Origin of the sequence: Clostridium pasteurianum (assembly GCF_001705235.1) — a bacterium.
In the GTDB taxonomy this organism is placed as follows: Bacteria; Bacillota; Clostridia; order Clostridiales; family Clostridiaceae; genus Clostridium_S; species Clostridium_S pasteurianum_A.
The window spans coordinates 2,273,564-2,293,675 of sequence record NZ_MCGV01000001.1 but is presented as its reverse complement, the minus strand read 5'-3'; the positions used below and the strand labels follow the sequence as shown (position 1 = coordinate 2,293,675).

Below are 20,112 nucleotides of genomic sequence, written 5' to 3'. Positions count from 1 at the left end.
CAAGTATATACTTATTTTGAAATTAATGTTAAATTGAGTTTTTCAAAAAACAAAAAAGGCCCTGTAAACACTAAATTTACAAGGCCCAGCATGATACTTTAGGCGAAATTTCAACCTGTGACAAGCTAATTTGTAGTTACACCATGCTTTTTTATTAAATGTTACTTAATTATTTAAGCAACTGCTATATCTAAACCTCCAATATTCAAAATCCATTTAATTATATTACTTATTATATTTATAATGTATAAACGTAATAGGTAAAGCTTTCTGTAATTCTTGAATATCAGAATCACTTATGTTATCACCATATAGATAAAGATCTTTTAGATTAGTTAATCCTTTTAATGCGCTTATATCACTTATTTGATTGTTACTCAAATCAAGGGACTGCAGATTAGTTAATCCTTTCAATGCACTTATATCACTTATCTTATTACTATCTAAGTTGAGGTATGCTAAATTTGTTAACCCTCTCAGTGCATTTATGTCACTTATCTGATTATCATATATATAAAGAGATTGTAAATTTGTTAATCCTTTTAATGCACTTATGTCACTTATTTTATCCTTATTCATCTCAATATGCTGCAAATTCAACAAGTTTTCAATTCCACTTAAGTCAGTTATATTTACTTCATCTGAAACTATACAATTAATATTTATAACATGACTTTTATAAATATCCCCAGTTGGCTGATTAATACTTCGTCTTACAGCTCGCTCTAAATTACTATCTTTGAAAGTTACTACTGGATCATTTACAGTTACATCACAACTTGAAGTCTTATTTCCATCATCTGTAGCAGCTGTAATAGTTGCTGTTCCCTTACTTACTGCTGTTACCTTTCCGGTATTATCTACTGTTGCTATATCATTATTTGAGGATGTCCATTTAACTGCCTGATTTGTAGCGTTGCTTGGTGCTACTGTAGCAGTTAAAGTATCAGTATTTCCTACAGTTATGGTATCTGTAGTTTTATTTAAGTTTACTGACGATACTGCTACTACTGGATCATTTACAGTTACATCACAGCTTGAAGTTTTATTTCCATCATCTGTAGTAGCTGTAATAGTTGCTGTTCCCTTACTTACTGCTGTTACTTTTCCGGTATTATCTACTGTTGCTACATTATTATTTGAGGATGTCCATTTAACTGCCTGATTTGTAGCGTTGCTTGGTGCTACTGTAGCAATTAAAGTATCAGTAGTTCCTGTAGTTATGGTATCTGTAGTTTTATTTAATTTTATTGCCAATACATTTATATCACCTATAAATGGCACTGGTGTTGTATTTACATCAGTAGTTTTAACTATTCTTATTTCTATTGCTTCAATTCTTAGTGATTTACCATCTGTTCCTGCTTCTTGTCCATTTGACACCCATTGTTGCCAGCCTATGTTTTGAACATGTGCCCTATATTGTACTGAATACCCTGGGAGATTTTCTAAGGCAATTTTTACAGCTTCTACTCTTAGCGATTTGCCATCTGTTCCACCTTCTGCATTGTCCTCTACAGGGATTTGCCAACCTATGTTCTGTACATGTGTTTGATATCTTATATGTGCACCAGCAGGAGCATTTAATAATCCAATTTTAAATGCTTCTACTCTTAAATCTTGTCCTTCTGTTCCACTTATTTGACCATTTTCAGCTGAATCCTGCCAACCTATATTTTGAACATGTCCCTTATAGGATACGCCAACTTCACTATTATTACTTGCTTTAACTAACTTAATTTCAATTGTCTCAAGCCTTAAACCACTTCCTGTTGTACCAGCTTCTTGTCCATCACTAACCCAACTTGTCCATCCTCTATTTTGAACTTGAACCCTGTATTGAACTGAATACCCTGGTAGGTTACTAAGTTTAATTCTTATTGCTTCAACCCTTAAAGATCTTCCATCTGTACCAGCTTCTTGTCCATCTGATACCCACTTTTGCCAGCCTATGTTTTGAACATGAGCTTGATATTGTATTGATGTACCACTTGGAGCATTAGTTAAATTGAGTTTAACAGCTTCCATTCTCAATCCCTGACCTACAGTTCCTGCATCTGCACCATCTAATACATCCTTTTGCCAACCTATATTTTGTACTTGTGCTTTATATTGGACTCCAATCTGATCAGTAGCATCAGCTGCTACATTCTTAGTAGGTATAACTCCTATTAAACTAATAACCAAACTTGCTGCTATTAGTAGATTTACAATCTTATTTTTAAATAATATATTCATTAATTTACCCCTCCATAAAAAATTTACTGTCACTTTTTAATTCTTTGCCGCAGTTAATGCAAAACATTTTACACCTCCACCATTTATATATCCTTGTACATTTTTTAATTTTAACTATACAAACCAATAAAATACGATTACTTACATTAATAGTATATATTATTGCAAATTCCATATCAATATAGCAATATGATTTTAATACCAAATTTAAAATTTATTCCCATATACAATAGGCACCTCATAATATCAAAGGTATTTTAAATTTCCGCATATAAAAATAGCGAACTGTATTCTTATACAGTCCGCTATTTTACTGGTATTTCATGCAACATTTAAACCTGTGATTACCTGATCAGGCTTACCTTATTTAGAATAATAACAAATAAAATTTTGCAAATTAATCACAAGTACCCTCAACCAACACAGATAAAAGCACTAACTTAACACTACCCTTATGATTTTAAAGAACGCTATACCCTCGACCTTTCATGTATAATTTAATGAATTTCTGAATTTCTTTCAAAGCTTCATGGTCTTCTTGCTCCAAGTAATATTCTAAAAGCTTGTTTATTAATTGTACATCAACTTTTTGCTCGTCACTTAAATTCAATAAAAACATGTCTTTAACTTTGTTAATTCCTTTATAATCGTTATCTTGAAAATATATGTCAAATAAATCATTTAATGTACTTCCTATTGTGTTGTATTGCTTGTACAATTTAGCATATTGCAAAGATTTTAAATAATATGCTTTTGCCATTTTATTGTCATTTAATTTTTTGTGCAGATTTCCAGCTTCACAGTATAGATAAGGGAGACGCTTTGCCGTCTGTGGTACTTTGTCTATGATTTGAGCTATCTCTTCCAAGTATTGTTTTGCCATTTCCTTCTTGCCCAGATCAATGTAAGCATCCACCATATTAAACATAACTAGAGCACATAACTCGAAATTATCTTTTCTCGTAATCTTAAGTACTTTATTACATATGTCTAGTGTTTCATTGTACTTTTCCATCATCCCTAAGCAAAATGCCTCTTGCACTAGCACTTCACAATACTTATCTGTGCTTGTATCCTTCATCATAGTTTCTAGCTTTGCTAGTCGTTTAAGTGCTATATCATATTTCTTTAATCCCGAATAACCTAATGCACTATTGAAAAGAAATATAGAACGATATTGTTGACTTATTTTATGTGCAAACTGATTTAAAGCGAAATCACAACATTTTATATCCTCTTCATATTTATCCATGTAAGAATAAACCATTGATAATTTTCTTAGAACGGAGAAGATATTTTGGGTATAACCGCTAACGTCCATTAACGCCCTAGCTTTTTCATAATACATTGAACTATTATATAAGTCGTTTGTATTAGCAAAATAATCTCCTGCTAGCTCAAAAACGGCTATTTTTTTATCGGCTAAGTTCCAGTCAATAAAAAATTCTTCCACCTCAGATAATTTATGAACAAAACTTCCGTCTTTATAAATGCTTAAATCTTTAAGCTCTTTTATATAATCATCAAGTATTTTATTAGCCTGAGATTTTTCATCTTCCATTAAATACTCTATACTTTCATCAACTTTTATGTGCTTTTCAGCACAGATTTTTTTTAGATTCTTTAATATAATTTTAGCAGCACTCTTAGTAAGATTTGCCTTTCCATGCTCTATCTGACTTATAAGGTTTCTAGTAATATCTCCGCCAGCTATGTCGTCTTGCCTCACATTATATTTTTCTCTTAAATCTTTAAGTTTATCTCCAATAGTTAGTATCTTACAACTTCCCATACTTAAAACCCCTTCATTAACGCAATTTATAAAATATTTTGGTTGCGTTAATTGTACCATATCCTTCATTATTTGTTAACATGGTATAATTTATTTTAATCTTATTTAGAACAATACTAGATAAAATTTTCTAAATTAAACACACGCAGAAATTAGTAACTATAGAATAACAATAACAAAAGGGGGCTGCGCCACTAATCGATTTAGCGGTACAGCCCCCTTTTGTTTTGCTATGTGAAACGTTATCAATTACCAACCCAACATAGGCGAATATGACAACAAAGAGCTAATATGTGGTAGCGCTACACACGCCCCCACAACCAATACTGATAAAAGTAACAATTTCATGCCCCATTTATGATTTTTAAATAACATTATAGCCACGACCTTTCATATATAATTTAATAAACTTTTGAATTTCTTTCAAGGTTTCATAGTCTTTTTGATTCAAATAGTACTCAAAAAGCTTATTCATTAACTGTACATCAACCTTTTGCTCGTTACCTACGTTTAATAAAAACATGTCTTTAACTTCGTTAATTGATTTATCATCGTTGTCAATAATGTATATGTCAAATAAATCATTTAATACACTTCTTACTATGTTGTATTGCTTGTATGTCTTAGCATAGTCCAAGGATTTTAAATAATACGATTTTGCGGTCACTATTTCATTTAATTTTTTGTGTATCTTTCCGACTTCACGGTATAGATAAGGGATACTCTTTGCTGTATGTGGTACTTTATCTATGGTTTGAGCTATCTTTTCTAAGTATTGTTTTGCCATGTCTATATTGCCAAGATTAATATAAGCGTCTACCAAATTAAACATTACTAACACCCGTAATTCAAGATTATCTTCGCTCACTAACTTAAGTATTCTACTAAACACGTCTAGTGCCTCATTGTGTTTTTCAAGCATTCCTAAACAGAATCCCTCTTGCCCCAGCACCTCACAATACTTATCCGTATTTGTGCCTTTGATTATAGGCTCTAACTTTTTTAATCTGTCGAGAGCTATGTTATATTTCTTTAATCCTGAATAACATAATGAACTATTGAAAAGAAATATAGAGCGGTATTGCTCGCTTAGTTTGTCCCCGAACTGATTTAGAGCGAAATCACAGCATTTTATGTTTTCCTCATATTTATCCATGTAAGAATAAATCATTGAAAGCTTTCTTAAGATGGATACTAAGTCCTCGGTATAAACGTTAACGTCCATTAGCGCCTTTGCCTTTTCATAATACAATGAACTGTTATAAAAATCATTAGCGTTGGAAAAATAGTCTCCAGCCAACTCAAAAATGACTATCTTTTTATCAACTAAATTCCAATTAGTCAAGAACCCTTCTACCTCTGTTAATTTCTCGGTAAAACTCCCGTCCTTATAAACACTCAAATCTTTAAGCTCTTTTATATAATCATCAAGTATTTTATTAGCTTGAGATTTTTCATCTTCCATTAAATATTCTATACTTTCATCAACTTTGATATGCTTTTGAACACAAATTTTCTTTAGGTTCTTTAATATAATTTCGGCAGCATTCCTAGTAAGATTTGCCTTACCATGTTCTATCTGACTTATAAGGTTTCTAGTAATATCTCCGCCAGCTATGTCGTCTTGCCTCACATTATATTTTTCTCTTAAGTTTTTAAGTTTATCGCCAATAGACAGTATCTCATAACTTGCCATACTTAAAACCCCTTTATTAACATGACTTGTAAAACATTTTCGTTACGTTAATTGTACCATATATTTCACTATATGTTAATACATTACGACATAAATAAATTAGTAAATTTCGAACTTCAAATTATTTCTTTTAGCATACTGTTCAGCTGCTACTCACGTTAAATTTATATATAAATTAGTTGGACTGTTTTCATTATTAAACAAAAAGACGTCTCAAATCATTGAGACGTCTTTTTCTGGTGCTCCAGGCAGGATTCGAACCTGTGACCAACTGATTACGAATCAGCTACGCTACCAACTGCGCTACAGGAGCATACTACGAAATATATTTTACTACATTAATTGGTTTCATACAACTTTTTGCTAAAAAATTTTTATACAATTTATTATAATTACCTATTTCAAATAAAATTGAGCAAATATATTTATATTTTTTTAAAATTTAAAATTATATGCATAATTCTCATTATATCTAAATATTTCTCACTATTAAAAATTATTTTTGATTTTGACTTTCTTTGACTTTTAGACTATTATATATTTGTAAAAAGGAAAGAGAGAAAAATAAAAACATTCAATATTTTCAAAAAATATTAGGAGGTTGATAACATGTTTGGAATGGTTCCTTTTAAAAAAAATAACAACAATAATTTAATGAGAAGAGATGACTTTTTCGATAAAATGTTTGATAACTTCTTCTCAAATGACTTTTTCGCACCAACGTCATTTACTAATACGGGAAACTTTAATGTGGATGTACAAGAAAATGAAGATAATTATATAGTTGCAGCTGATTTACCTGGAACTAAAAAAGAAAATATTAATCTTGAATATGATAATAACTATCTAACAATAAGTGCTAAAAGAGAAGATATTGCCGAAAATAAAGATGATAAAAATAATTTCGTAAGACGTGAACGAAGCTATGGAGAGCTTAAAAGAAGTTTTTATGTAGATAATATAGATGAAACAAATATTGACGCTTCCTTTAACAATGGTGTTCTCAAAATAATTTTGCCTAAAAAGGTTAAAGGAAAAGAATCTTCAAAGCAAATAGACATTCATTAATAAAAGCTAATTCAAATAAAAAATTCACATATAATAATAAATACTAATATAAAAAATTTAGGAGGTTAGATAATATGTTTGGAATGGTTCCTTTTAGAAAAAATAATAATAATGGTTTAATGAGAAGAGGCGACTTTTTTGATAAAATGTTTGACAACTTCTTCTCGGATGATTTTTTCGCACCAGCACAATTTAATAATATGAATATGGGAAATTTCACTGTAGATGTACAGGAAGATGAAAATAAATATACCGTAGCAGCAGATTTACCTGGAGTTAAGAAAGAAAACATTGCTCTTGAGTATGATAACAACTATTTAACTATTGGCGCTAAGAGAGAAGATATAGTTGAAAGCAAAGATGACCAAAACAATTTCGTAAGACGTGAACGAAGCTATGGCGAATCAAGAAGAAGTTTCTATGTGGATAATATAGATGAAGCAAATATTGATGCTTCCTTTAACAATGGTGTTCTTAAAATAGTATTACCTAAAAAGGTTAAAGGAAAAGAATCCACAAAAAGAATAGACATTCACTAATAAAAATTTATTCACAATTTAACTTTTCCTCCTTTATCTTATCCACAAGACTATAATTATTTTGTCCTGACTGTGGATAGTTTATATAAAAAAATACAAGACTGTGCACAATATTTATTGTGGCAGTCTTGTATTTTTTTATTCTTGATGTATTATATCCAGTCTTCCAAACTTACTATACTGACCAAGCCAAGCCAAATTAACAGTTCCAGTAGGACCATTTCTTTGTTTTGCTATTATGCACTCAGCCACATTTTTCTGTTCTGTTTCCTTGTTGTAATATTCATCTCTATAAAGAAACATAACAAGATCGGCATCCTGCTCGATAGAACCAGATTCTCTTAAGTCAGAAAGCATAGGTCTATGATCATTTCTCTGTTCCGGCGCACGTGACAGCTGGGAAAGAGCAATAACCGGACATTGCATTTCCTTAGCAAGAGCTTTTATGGATCTTGATATCTCAGATACTTCCTGCTGTCTGCTTTCTCCACTTCCGCTCATAAGCTGCAAATAGTCAATAACTATAAGGTCTATACCATGCTCTATCTTAAGTCTTCTGCATTTAGATCTCATTTCCATTACACCTATTCCAGCAGTATCATCAATAAAAATCTTAGCATCTGCAAGTGGGCCAGAAGCTTTAGCTATGTTATCCCAGTCCTCATCCTCAAGATTTCCAGTTCTGAGTTTCAACATATCCACATTTGCTTCTGAGCATAAAAGTTTATACGCAAGTTGTTCCTTTGACATTTCGAGAGAAAATATTACTACACTTTTTCCAGCTCTTAGTGCTGCATATTCCGCTATATTTAGTGCAAAAGTAGTTTTTCCCATTGAAGGTCTTGCTGCTATAAGCACCATATCTCCACTCTGGAATCCTGAAGTTTTAGCATCTAATTCTGGAAATCCTGACGGAACCCCTGTTAATTCTCCCTTATTATTATAAAGTTTTTCTATCTGTTCAAAGCCACGTTCAAGTACGACATTCATAGGCTCAAAATCACTTGTAACCTTATTTTGTGCTATATCAAATATCCTTTTTTCAGCACCATCTAAGACTTTTTCAACATCATCCTGCTTAGAGTAACTTTCTTCTATTATGTCATTTGAAGATTTTATGAGTCTTCTTAAAATTGACTTATCTTTTACAATTTTTATATAAGATTGAATATTAACTGTAGATGCAATAGAATCTCTAATTTGTGTTACATATGTTATTCCACCTGCAGCTTCAAGCTTATCTGTCGATCTCAAATATTCTAAAAGAGTTATTAAATCTACAGGTATATCCTTTTGAAAAAGCCCTATCATAGCATTAAAGATAATTTGGTGGTTTTCGCGATAAAAATCTTCTCCCCTTAACGTCTCAGCTGCTTGAGCTATACAATTCTTGTCACTTATCATGGAACCCAACACACTCTGCTCCGCCTCTAAATTCTGGGGCATAACTCTAAGGGGTGCATCCATTTTTCATTCCTCCTACTTTTTAAAAACTATATTAACAAGTTCTTCTATTGTTGAAACGCTTTTTACTTCTATGTCTTTAAGCCCTTCTGGAACATCTTTAATATTATCAACTGGAACCGTTACAAGCTTTATTCCTTTTCTTCTTGCTCCATAAATCTTCTCAAAAACTCCTCCAACAGGTTTAACATTTCCTCTTAAAGAAATTTCACCAGTCATAGCAACATCCTGTCTGACCTCTTTATTTAATAACGCACTTAATATACATACTGTTATTGCACTTCCAGCTGAAGGGCCATCTATTTTTCCCCCTCCAATTACATTAACATGTATATCATAATCCTTAATATCTTTATCTGTTAATTTCCTTATAACTGAAGCCGCATTGAAAACTGAATCCTTTGCCATACTTCCAGCTGTTTCATTAAATCTTATAGTTCCTTTTCCTTTTTCTTTAGCAGGAAAAGCCGCAGCTTCTATTTCAATGGTTGAACCCATAAATCCCATAACTCCAAGTCCAAATACATGGCCAACCTCGTATTTTTTGCCTAAATCTATTTTCTCATATGGTGTTAATCTGCTTATTCCTATTATTGTTTCTACATCTTTAATTTTAATTTCTATACCATCTTCAGGCGTAAGTCCTTTACTGTATAATACATAACCATATACATCTGCTAATATGTTTATAGCTCTTCTACCCTGAATAGTATACTGGCTTATTAACTCAAAAGCACCATCTTCTACAGTTACATTGAGTTTTGCTGCTGCATTCTCTAATATTTTAATTATGTCTTTAGATGACAATGGCTCAAAGTATACTTCTGTACATCTAGATCTCAATGCAGGATTAATCTCAGATGGTTCTTTTGTAGTTGCTCCTATTAATACAAAATCAGCTGGAGCCCCTTTTTCAAAAAGATATTTTATATACTTAGGCATATTTTCATCATCAGGATCATAATAAGATGATGAAAATTCAACTTTCTTATCTTCAAGAACTTTCAAAAGCTTATTTTGAAGCATTATATCAAGTTCTCCTATTTCATCAATAAATAATATTCCACCATGAGCATCTGTTACAAGACCTGTTTTAGGTTCCGGTATTCCTGTTTCTGCTAGATCCCTCTTACTTCCCTGATATATAGGATCATGAACTGAACCCAAAAGAGGATTTGTTATTTCCCTAGGATCCCATCTAAGTGTCGCACCATCAACTTCTACAAAGTTTGCATTTTTCTTAAACGGTGTATACTTAAGTTTTTTTACTTCTTCAAGTGCTATTCTAGCAGCTGTAGTTTTTCCAACACCCGGAGGACCATATAATATTATATGTTGTGGATATGGTGACGCTAACTTTGACAAAAGTGCCTTTACTGCTCTCTCTTGTCCAACTATCTCTGAAAATGACTGTGGTCTAAGCAGTCCTTGCATACTCTTTGATAATCTAATTTTTTCGAGTTTTTTTAGTTTATCATATTTATTTAAAGTATTTTTATTTTCAGAGCCCTTTTTCTTTCTTATTATATTTAATCTTACTTCATCTAAATATTTATTTTGCTTTTTAACTAAAGCATCTTCAACCTGACTTTCGATTTGGTTTTCAATATATTTTTTTGCCACAGCCTCTACAATACATTTAGTTGTACTTTCTATAGCATCATAAATTTCTTTTTCATTTGAAGGAATAGTATCTATTCCCTTCTCTTCACTTATAATTTTATTTATTGCATATATCTTATGTGCATAATTTTTGCTTGATATATGTTTATTAAGTTTATACTTAACAATTCTAGCCCTAATAGTCTTTTCACTTAAAATGTTCTTTACAGTATCATATAAAGCATCAACTTGAACTTCTAAAGGGATAGCTTTATTATCTTGTGTTTTAATCTCTTCTGAATCATTATGCAATTTCACCCGTTAACTCCTCTCATTAACCTTCTGAAATCAATACTTTTATTTTTGTTGAAATTTCAGGATATAATTTAAGTTCAACTTCATAATTTCCAAGCTGTCTTATAGTTTCAGTACTAACCTTTTTCTTATCTATACTCACTTTAAATTGCTTTTTTATTTCATTTGCTATATCCTTACTTGTTACTGCACCAAATAATCTTCCGTTTTCTCCTGCCTTTGCTGACAATTTTAATACCTTACCTTTAAGCTCATTAGCAAGCTTCTGCGCTGCCTCTGTTTCTTCAAGCTTTTGCTTTCTTTCAGCATCTTTCTTTAAATTTAAAACCCTCATATTATTATTATTTGCTTCCTCAGCTAATTTCCTAGGAAATAAAAAGTTCCTTGCATATCCATCTGATACGTTTATAACCTCTCCTTTTTTTCCTTCACTCTTTATATCTTTTAACAATATTACCTTCATATTATTCACCTTCCTCTAAATATTTATCTATTGCTTTATTTAAATTTATAAGAATATCATTAACTGATGATGATTTTATTTTAGCTCCAGCCATTGTAATATGTCCACCACCACCTAAAGCTTCAAGTATTATCTGGACATTTATATCTCCATAAGACCTTCCGCTTATAAGTATATTATTCTTTATTTTAATAAGAACAAAAGATGCCTTAATACCAGTTATATTAAGAAGCTCATCTGCTGCTTGAGCTGCCATGACATTATTATCTATTTCACTTGGGCACACTGCAATTGCAATATTATTGTGGACTATTTTGGCTGACCTAATTATTTCAGACTTTTTAACATAATTTTCAAAATCACTTGAAAAAAGTTTTTTTATTTCAATAGTATCAGCGCCATTCTTTCTTAAAAATGCTGCTGCCTCAAATGTCCTTACTCCTGTCTTAAAAGAAAAGTTTTTAGTATCCACAACTATTCCTGCAAGTAACGCTTCTGCCTCAATTGGTTTAAGTTTGTGATTTTCATCCATGTATTGTATCATTTCTGTAACTAATTCAGATGTCGATGATGCATAAGATTCAATATAGCTTAAAATAGTATCCTTAATATAATTTGCAGCACGTCTATGATGATCAATTACAACTATTTTGCTTACACTCTGCATAACCTTTTCACTAAGTACATAATTTCGGCTATTAACATCATCTAAAATTAAAATTGAGCTCATATCTACAATTTTTAAACAGTCTTCACTCTTAATAAATACATTTTTGTACTCATCATATTGTGTTACTAACTTATCTATAATCTCATTAACACTGGAATTAGTACTATCAAGTACTATATGTATTTCTCCCTTTACCTTAGTGCTTAATACACTATATAATCCTATAGCAGCACCAATACAATCTATATCAGGATTTACATGACCCATTATAAAAACACTGGTACTCTCTTTAACTAAATCAACCAAAGATTGACCTATAACCCTTGCTCTAACTTTAGTTCTCTTTTCAACTTCCTTAGTTTTTCCACCATAAAATAGTAACTTTTCACCATCCTTTATTACAACTTGATCTCCACCACGTCCTAGTGCAAGTTCCTTAGCCAAAACAGCGTAATTATAATTTTCAATAGGTGTTTTCCCTGATTTACCGATGCCAATACTTAAAGTTACAGCTACACTATTATCCATGTTAATTTCTCTTATCTGATCCAATATTTCAAATTTCTTTTTAGCTTCACTTTTAAGTCTTTTATTTTGAACAACAAGAACATATTTCCCTGTAGAATACTTTTTAAACATAGCATCTATATTCTTTGCATAGCTATTTATAGTTCTTTCAATCTGAGCTTTAAGTAAAGGTTTTTTATCTTCTGGAGTACTTTTTACAACTTCATCAAGATTATCAACTTCAATTAATAGTACTGAAGTTTTACAATTTGAGATTTCGTTTTCAAATTTATACCTATCTGTAACATCATAAAAATATATTAAAAGTATTTCTTTATCCTGCTTAAAAATCTTTATCCTGCTACTATATATATCATAATATTTATCTTTTATTTTTAAATTTTTATGAGTTTTACAGTTTTCTCCTAATAATTCACTTAGATCTTCCTCATCAATAATAGCTGATAGATTAACTCCCAATATATCCTCTTTAAATACATTAGAAATATTTTGATTATACCATAAAACATTACCTTTCTCACTGCTTATTATTACAGGAAAGGGCGAATTAATAAGTATATTTCTTGCTGCAATATCTGAACTGGATGAAAAATCCTTTATAAAATCTTTCCATTCATCCTTTTTTGATCTTAATCTTTGAAAACTATATCCAATAACAAAAATTGTAATAATTAAAGCAATTATACTCGTTTTATAGTGACCATATACAAACATAAATATTATAAGTGCAAAATTAATAATCATATATGATGAATTTTCATTATAAAACCCACTATATCTTTTCTTCATTATTTTTCACCTTGTTCTTTGCCACCTTTTTTTCTTCCAATTTTCCTGATATCTACAAACGAATCAACAAATCCTACAATCATATACATATAGCCTACACTTTGAAAGAGTATAAAAGTAAATATTACGATTAAAGCTATAATTCCATTTTTAAGCTTAGTTTTACTTTTTAAGTAGTAAATTATTAAAGATAAGCCACTAGCTAAAAGCCAAAGTCCTACTGTTAAAGCTACAGTATAATAAATGTAACTTCCAATAAGTATATTCCTACTTCTCAGTAATAATCCTATACATACAGCAATTATGGAAAAAGCTAAAACTAAATTATAAGTATATATATTATATATTTTAATATTATAATTAGATTCTACACCTAATTTATTAAAAATTTTTCCTCCTATAAAGCATAATAAATATGCTGAAATAATAGACACTACTCCTAATAAACCTGGAACTATCATAAGTATATTACTTTTAGTAAAAGTTTGCCTTAGAATATCTAAAATTTCATCTACCTGCTGTTTGTTCATCCCAGCATCTATATATACCTTTTCAACTGAATTCATACTTGCCTGAGCTGAACTTACGATATAATTAACAATTTGAATAAAGGTAGTATTACTCTCTATTTTTATTATCCCTGTATATTCAAATATAATTGCAATAACATATGCTACCGTTATAATAATAAATGCTTTAGAAAACTTAAATTGTTTTTTATAACTATAACAAAATGCAGCCGTTGGAATTAAAAACATAAGCCAAGTTAAAGCTGCTGAAATTGGAGTCGCAAAAACACTTCCAAGTAATAAAGCTATCGCCATACAGATTAATGCATACTTAAAATTATATCTTACATATATTATTGAAACAGGTAATGGAATAAGAAAAATAATTAGTTGAACCATACCTAAGGAATATACATTTAATAATATTAACATAGCTAAAATTACAGACATTAATATTGTTTCACCTATGGCCTTCATATTATAATTTTGCACAGATTTTTCCTCCAAATACTCTTAGATTCTCTCTTTCAAGTGTCTATATAACTTTGTAAGATCTTTTCCCTCTTTCTCTATATCATCCTGTTCAATTATTCCTAACTTTAATTTCTTTTTCATTGTTTCATCGATTTCTATGTGCGAGTACCCTAGTCTTCCACCAAGTATATATAATAATATTATTGCTCCTGAGATACAATTTAAAATCGCATCTTGTGCAGCATTTGTTCCCTTAGTTAAAATTTTAAAAAACTCACTGATAACGCATAGTAAATCTGCTTTTAGTCCCTCTATTGTTTTCATATCAGACATTATTTTAAAATCTTCCTTTTTCATATTACATTACCTCCCATGCCATAACTATATTTTAGTTATCTTTTTATATTTATGCAATATGCTTTATAAACTATATGACTAGCTTTCATATAAAGGCACAAAAAAATTTAATAATGATATCCCCCTTGCAAAATTTTGCAAGAGGGATATAATCTAGTTCTTTTTACTACTACTCTTAATAGTATTTCCGTTTTTATCAATTGATTCTGTTTTCTTAATATCTGTCTTAAATATTTTCCAATCACCATTTATAAGTCTTAAATGATAAACTCCTGAGAATCTATTATCCTTGTAATCAGAATTCTTTTTGTCAATTGCAGTTTCAACAAAATCAACTGTTGTATCCTTATCTGATTTGCTCTTTATATCTGCCTGTTCAAGCGTATATACTATATCATATTTATTAAACAAATCAAGCATTGTATCTTTAGTCTTGTTGTAATTATCGTTATCCGTTGGATCTATTGTACTCATGTAATCATCAAGCTTTTTATCGTTTGCTTTCTTAATGCTTTTGTACAAGGTATCATAAACAGGTTCCTTGTATTCAATTCTCATTACACTTTCAGTTGTTATTTTCCAATCACCATCTATGTTTTTTAAATTATCCACATATAAAGTTTTGTTATCTAAAAAACCAGGACCCTTAATCTTCGACATATTTTCAATAACCTGAACCTGAGCTGTTTTAGAATCTTTATTTAAAACTTTTATATCATCAGCTTTTACATTTACTTTATACTTTCCAAAATAATTTTGTTTATCGGCCTTTATAGTTTTATATACTGATGATTTTTCATCATAATTCTTCATGTAATCATCAAACTTACCATCATTAATAGCTTTAATCTTGTTATCTATGACACTTGTTATACTCTTGTCTGTATAATTTACTTTTTTAGAATTTCCGGACTTACTTGAACTACTACTACCACAACCGACTAATGATGCACTTACAAATACTGCTACCATAAATGAAAAAAACTTTTTCATTTGCTATACCACCTACATTCAGATAATTTATTTAAATCACTGTTTTCTATTTTAACACATTACATTAACATAAATCAATAACTAGCTAACTGTGTTAACTTTTAGTTCAAAAAATTATTAAAAAACTGCCCCAAAATATCTTGGGGCAGTCATAAAAATCAATCTTTACTACTCAGTTGTAAAAGGCAATAAAGCAATATTTCTTGCTCTCTTTATTGCAATTGTTAACTCTCTTTGATGTTTTGCACAGTTTCCAGAAATACGTCTTGGAAGAATCTTTCCTCTTTCAGTAACGTACTTTCTTAATTTGTTTATATCCTTGTAATCTATGCTTTCGCTCTTATCCATACAGAAAGCACAAACTTTTCTCTTCATTCTTCTGTTTCTTCCGCCTGATCTTCTGTTTCCGTTATCTCTTTCTCTGTTTCCGTTATCTCTTGCCATTTTCTTTTCCCTCCTTACATTAAGAAATTAAAATGGGATATCTCCATCATCTATCGGTGTTATATCATTATTCTCTGGTATTTGCATCGAACCATTTTGATTTCCATTATTATATTGATCATTATTATTTGCTGCAGCATTATTACTAGAATTTCCCCATTCAAGAAATTGAACTTCCTCAGCAACAACTTCTGTAACGTATCTTCTAGTTCCATCCTTAGCATCATAAGATCTAGTTTGTATTCTTCCGCTAACTCCCATAAGTTTTCCTTTACTCATGTAATTAGCTGTAGATTCAGCTTGTTTTCCCCATACAACTATAGGGACAAAATCAGCTTCTGGCTGACCTTCTCGTTTGAATCTTCTATCTACAGCCAAAGTAAATGATGCAACGGCTGTTCCTGTCCCGGGAGTAAATTTCAACTCAGGATCTTTAGTTAATCTTCCTATTAAAACAACCTTATTCATATAAACATCACCTTTAGGCTTTTATTTTTCTAAATTAACAATTAAATGTCTTACAATATCATCTGAAATTCTAAATACTCTGTCTAATTCTTTTGGTAATTGTGAATCAGAATTAAAATTAATTAAAACATAGATTCCTTCATTTAATTTATTTATTTCATAAGCAAGCTTTCTCTTGCCCCATAAATCTACATTACCAACTTCTCCAGCACCATTTGTGATTACAGCCTTAAACTTTTCAATATTATTATTTACGGCTTCTTCATCCAATGATGGGTTAAGTATAAATAAAGTTTCATACTTATTCATTACCGTTCACCTCCTCCCTATGGTCTTAACGGCTGTGAAAAACTTACGCCACAGCAGGGACTCACAATTTCTTATTATACCTCATAACTTTGAAAAAATCAATTTTCTTCTTTCTTTTCTAAAACTTTTTTTAATCTTTTTTCAAAACTACTTCTTGGAAGCATTATTATCCTACCACAGTTAATACACTTTATTTTTATATCTGCACCAACTCTTATGATTTCCCATCTATTTGTTCCACATGGATGCTGCTTTTTCATTTCAACAATATCACCCAAATCAAATTCCTTGTTCATTTTTATCTCCTCCTACAAACTGTACTTTATTATAAGGTATTTCTACATTAGCCTCATCTAAAGCTTCCTTTATACATTTTCTCAGTTGATTTTCATTTGACCATTGTTTCATTGGTTTTACTTTTCCAGACACTTTAATAGTTACACCACTAGCTCCAAACTCTGTAATTCCAACTACCTTAGGTTTTTCAACTACGTCCTCATTACCATTTGAAAATTTATCACACGCATTATTTATAACGTTCATTGCTTTATCAATACTTTCCTCATAAGCTATACTAACAATTACATTTATTGTAATTGGTCCTCTAGAATGATTTATAACCTCTGCTATTTTGCCATTTGGTATGATATGTAGATCACCATTAAAATTTCTTATTTTAGTAACCCTAAGCTCTATACTTTCCACAATCCCTGAATTAGTATCTATAGTTATATAATCGCCTACAGAATACTGATCCTCAAAGAGTATAAAAAATCCATTTACAACATCTTTGATAAGACTCTGAGCACCAAGACCTACTGCAATTCCACCCATACTTGCAAAAGTTATGCTTATTGTAGAAAATAACTTATTGCCTAATATCTGAGTTAATATTCCCATTATACCAAAGAAATAAATACAATACTTAACAATACTTTTTAATATAGCCCCTATTGTTTTACTTCTTTTTTTATCAATAGAGAATCTGAATTCTTGCTGCTTTTTTAATGTTCTATCAATAACCTTATTGATGATTTTAATCGAAACATACATTAATACTATTATAATTAAAACTTTTACTATTCCTGAAAAAATATTATACAAATTAAATTTAAAACTACCAATCTTAGCTGTTCCACTTTCAATATTAAAATTAAATTTATTTAAAAAGTTCATCAATATAGCCTCCAATAAAGTAATGGTACTTATAATATATATATTTTCTCATAATATTTCAATAAAATTAAAAAAAAATCTATTAAACGCATAAAATGCCACAAATCTGTCCATAATCAAAGTAGGAGGATTTATATATGAAGAAAAAAGTTGTATTTAACATTGATGATAAAAATTTGATAACTAATTTTAGCAACTATTTAAGTTGTGAACTTGCTACTTCCCTAAGAAATAATAAAGATATTATATTTTTATGTATAGGTACTGATCGATCTACTGGCGACAGTTTAGGTCCTCTTGTTGGACACAAATTATGGGATCTATTAAAAGATAAGTTTTTAGTACTTGGAAATCTTGAAAATCCAGTACATGCAAAAAATCTACGTGAAACAATGGATTTTATTAAAAATAACTACAAAAATCCATTTATAATTGCCATAGATGCATGCCTTGGAAATGTTAAAAATATAGGTAATATTGTAATTGAAAACGGACCTTTACTTCCTGGCGCAGCCATGAATAAAAACCTTCCAGGCGTTGGTGATTTAAGTATAAGTGCAATTGTAAATGTATGTGGCCCCTTTGATTTTATTGTTCTCCAAAGTACAAGACTATATACTGTTATGCACCTTGCAGATGTTATATCAAAATGTATATATTTTTCAACCTTAAAACTATTAAAAGAAAATGATTCTGCTTACAATGATACGTCATGCTATACTAACTTAGAAAACAGTTAAATATAAAAAACTTCCGAATTTTCATCAGAAGTTTTTATAATACTATCTTCTATTGATTTTTTTGGCATACTTCTTTTAAAATATTTTTTTCTTCATCTGAAAGATCATATCTTGATAATCCTTTGTTAATGGGCTTTGCGTATACAACACTTTCTCCTCTTCCATATATGCTTGTCAATATTACTCCGTCATAATTATCATCTAACATTACAAGAGAAAAGCTTAAATCACTTCCTACATTATCAAATGCTTTATATCTAACCATAGCTACATTTTTTATGCTCATTTTTACTTCATCGTGCAATCCTTTATACATTGATTTAATATTTTCTGATTCTTTCCCTATCTGTTCAACCTTTTGGAAATATTCTTTTATAATTTCCTCTAAATTTTCTCCTTTAGCACCGCGCATTAATTCTCTGTGTTTTTTCTTTAATTTACTTAACGAATGCGCATTAGATATATTAAATATTAGTAATATAATACTCAAAATAATTAACGCTATTATTATATATTCATTTAATCCACTAAGTAATGTAAAAACATCTTGCATTTTCTTCGTCCTCTCCTTATAAATAACTTGATACTACTATTTAGAAATGTTTCACGTGAAACAATCATATTTTAAGTATATCTATTATTCTCTGTAGATCCTCATTTGAATAGTACTCAATTTCTATTTTACCTTTATTTTTATTAGTTTTCAATAAAACTTTTGTTCCAAAATATCCTTCAAGCCTATTTCGTATATCAATAATATACTGATTTTCTTCTTTTTTTATATCATCCTTGTCATTCTTTGACTCTCTACATGATTTTACTAACTTTTCAGTTGCTCTAACGCTCAAATCTTCATCGATTATCTTCTGGGATATAGCATATTGCAGCTCACCATCTGAAATAGAAAGTAGAACTCTTCCATGCCCCTCTGATATAACTCCATCAATTAAATATTCTTGTACCCTTTTATCTAAATTTAATAACCTCATGCAATTTGTTATTGCAACACGTGATTTTCCTATTCTTTGACTCAACTTTTCCTGAGTAAGCTCAAAATCCTCTATTAGTCTTCTATATGCTAAAGCTTCTTCAATAGGATTTAAATCTTCTCTCTGTATGTTTTCTATCAATGATATTTCTAGTATTTGCTTTTCAGTAGCATCAATTATAACAGCAGGAACTTCTTTTAATCCAAGACTTTTAGCGGCTCTGAATCTTCTTTCACCAGCAATAATAATATAATTCTTATCATTTTTCTTTAAAATTAATGGCTGAATTATACCATGTTCTTTTATTGATTCTGCCAGTTGTACAATTTTATCACCATCAAAATTTTTACGTGGTTGATTTTCATTGGGTCTTATCAAATTTATGGGTATTCTTTGTGAAGCATCATTTTCATCTTTACTTGTACTACTTTCTTGTATTAATGCATTTAAGCCTCTGCCTAATCCACCCTTTTTATTCATTAATACCAT

General features: G+C 30.1%; 19 protein-coding genes, 1 tRNA gene and 1 pseudogene. 3 read left to right on the top strand and 18 right to left on the bottom strand.

The genetic code is table 11. The features are described 5' to 3' along the window. Positions 1–225: 225 nt before the first annotated feature. The 4 genes from BEE63_RS22130 to BEE63_RS10150 form a co-directional block, all read right to left on the bottom strand. On the bottom strand, positions 226–2,238 hold the full coding sequence (locus tag BEE63_RS22130) for an Ig-like domain-containing protein (RefSeq protein WP_066021275.1): 2,013 nt from the start codon (positions 2,236–2,238) through the stop codon (positions 226–228). Positions 2,239–2,698: 460 nt separating this feature from the next. Then, entirely contained in the window at positions 2,699–4,030 is a 1,332-nt protein-coding gene (locus BEE63_RS10160) for a helix-turn-helix domain-containing protein (RefSeq protein ID WP_066021274.1), read from the bottom strand. 364 nt (positions 4,031–4,394) lie between these two features. After that, the gene (locus tag BEE63_RS10155; protein WP_066021273.1) at positions 4,395–5,726 is read right to left on the bottom strand and encodes a helix-turn-helix transcriptional regulator; all 1,332 of its coding nucleotides are present in this window, start codon (positions 5,724–5,726) and stop codon (positions 4,395–4,397) included. A 237-nt stretch (positions 5,727–5,963) separates the two neighbouring features. Further along, a tRNA-Thr gene (locus BEE63_RS10150) sits at positions 5,964–6,039 on the bottom strand. 296 nt (positions 6,040–6,335) lie between these two features. On the opposite strand from BEE63_RS10150, the gene hsp18 (BEE63_RS10145) reads away from it, so the two are divergent. Both hsp18 (BEE63_RS10145) and hsp18 (BEE63_RS10140) read left to right on the top strand, forming a co-directional pair. After that, the gene (gene hsp18, locus BEE63_RS10145) at positions 6,336–6,794 is read left to right on the top strand and encodes a heat shock protein Hsp18 (protein ID WP_066021272.1); all 459 of its coding nucleotides are present in this window, start codon (positions 6,336–6,338) and stop codon (positions 6,792–6,794) included. Positions 6,795–6,868: 74 nt separating this feature from the next. Further along, entirely contained in the window at positions 6,869–7,333 is a 465-nt protein-coding gene (hsp18, locus tag BEE63_RS10140) for a heat shock protein Hsp18 (protein WP_066021271.1), read from the top strand. A gap of 138 nt (positions 7,334–7,471) precedes the next feature. Here hsp18 (BEE63_RS10140) and BEE63_RS10135 read toward each other — a convergent pair whose 3' ends face one another. The 12 genes and pseudogenes from BEE63_RS10135 to BEE63_RS10080 all read right to left on the bottom strand — a co-directional run bounded on the left by BEE63_RS10135 (position 7,472) and on the right by BEE63_RS10080 (position 17,894). Continuing rightward, positions 7,472–8,800 carry a replicative DNA helicase gene (locus tag BEE63_RS10135; protein ID WP_066021270.1) on the bottom strand — a complete coding sequence of 443 codons (1,329 nt, stop codon included), beginning with the start codon at positions 8,798–8,800 and terminating at the stop codon, positions 7,472–7,474. A 12-nt stretch (positions 8,801–8,812) separates the two neighbouring features. Continuing rightward, the gene (gene lonC, locus BEE63_RS10130; protein ID WP_066021269.1) at positions 8,813–10,717 is read right to left on the bottom strand and encodes a Lon family ATP-dependent protease; all 1,905 of its coding nucleotides are present in this window, start codon (positions 10,715–10,717) and stop codon (positions 8,813–8,815) included. A 16-nt stretch (positions 10,718–10,733) separates the two neighbouring features. Then, positions 10,734–11,177: a 50S ribosomal protein L9 gene (gene rplI / locus BEE63_RS10125; RefSeq protein ID WP_066021268.1), complete on the bottom strand. Its 444-nt coding sequence runs from the start codon at positions 11,175–11,177 to the stop codon at positions 10,734–10,736. Position 11,178: 1 nt separating this feature from the next. Continuing rightward, positions 11,179–13,164, bottom strand: a complete 1,986-nt coding sequence (locus BEE63_RS10120; RefSeq protein WP_066021267.1) for a DHH family phosphoesterase — start codon at positions 13,162–13,164, stop codon at positions 11,179–11,181. Further along, the gene (locus BEE63_RS10115) at positions 13,164–14,165 is read right to left on the bottom strand and encodes a DUF2232 domain-containing protein (RefSeq protein ID WP_066021266.1); all 1,002 of its coding nucleotides are present in this window, start codon (positions 14,163–14,165) and stop codon (positions 13,164–13,166) included. The genes BEE63_RS10120 and BEE63_RS10115 overlap by 1 nt, the downstream gene beginning before the upstream one ends. A 21-nt stretch (positions 14,166–14,186) precedes the next feature. After that, entirely contained in the window at positions 14,187–14,504 is a 318-nt protein-coding gene (locus BEE63_RS10110) for a MazG-like family protein (RefSeq protein WP_066021265.1), read from the bottom strand. Positions 14,505–14,657: 153 nt separating this feature from the next. After that, positions 14,658–15,497, bottom strand: coding sequence for a hypothetical protein (locus tag BEE63_RS10105; protein WP_066021264.1), 840 nt, complete (start codon positions 15,495–15,497; stop codon positions 14,658–14,660). A 168-nt stretch (positions 15,498–15,665) separates the two neighbouring features. Further along, positions 15,666–15,941, bottom strand: coding sequence for a 30S ribosomal protein S18 (gene rpsR, locus BEE63_RS10100; protein ID WP_066021263.1), 276 nt, complete (start codon positions 15,939–15,941; stop codon positions 15,666–15,668). Positions 15,942–16,082: 141 nt separating this feature from the next. Next, positions 16,083–16,409 (bottom strand): annotated as a pseudogene (locus tag BEE63_RS10095) (single-stranded DNA-binding protein); the annotation flags it as partial. A gap of 21 nt (positions 16,410–16,430) precedes the next feature. Then, positions 16,431–16,718 carry a 30S ribosomal protein S6 gene (gene rpsF, locus BEE63_RS10090; RefSeq protein ID WP_066021261.1) on the bottom strand — a complete coding sequence of 96 codons (288 nt, stop codon included), beginning with the start codon at positions 16,716–16,718 and terminating at the stop codon, positions 16,431–16,433. Positions 16,719–16,816: 98 nt separating this feature from the next. Further along, positions 16,817–17,014: a DUF951 domain-containing protein gene (locus BEE63_RS10085; protein ID WP_066021260.1), complete on the bottom strand. Its 198-nt coding sequence runs from the start codon at positions 17,012–17,014 to the stop codon at positions 16,817–16,819. Then, complete coding sequence (locus BEE63_RS10080) at positions 16,998–17,894, bottom strand: mechanosensitive ion channel family protein (RefSeq protein WP_066021259.1); 897 nt, start codon at positions 17,892–17,894, stop codon at positions 16,998–17,000. The genes BEE63_RS10085 and BEE63_RS10080 overlap by 17 nt, the downstream gene beginning before the upstream one ends. A 137-nt stretch (positions 17,895–18,031) precedes the next feature. On the opposite strand from BEE63_RS10080, the gene yyaC reads away from it, so the two are divergent. Continuing rightward, the gene (yyaC, locus tag BEE63_RS10075; protein WP_066021258.1) at positions 18,032–18,634 is read left to right on the top strand and encodes a spore protease YyaC; all 603 of its coding nucleotides are present in this window, start codon (positions 18,032–18,034) and stop codon (positions 18,632–18,634) included. A gap of 49 nt (positions 18,635–18,683) precedes the next feature. On the opposite strand, the gene BEE63_RS10070 is transcribed toward yyaC, so the two are convergent. Continuing rightward, positions 18,684–19,187, bottom strand: a complete 504-nt coding sequence (locus BEE63_RS10070) for a DUF4446 family protein (RefSeq protein WP_066021257.1) — start codon at positions 19,185–19,187, stop codon at positions 18,684–18,686. Positions 19,188–19,251: 64 nt separating this feature from the next. After that, complete coding sequence (locus tag BEE63_RS10065; protein ID WP_066021256.1) at positions 19,252–20,103, bottom strand: ParB/RepB/Spo0J family partition protein; 852 nt, start codon at positions 20,101–20,103, stop codon at positions 19,252–19,254. Between the last annotated feature and the right edge of the window lie 9 nt (positions 20,104–20,112).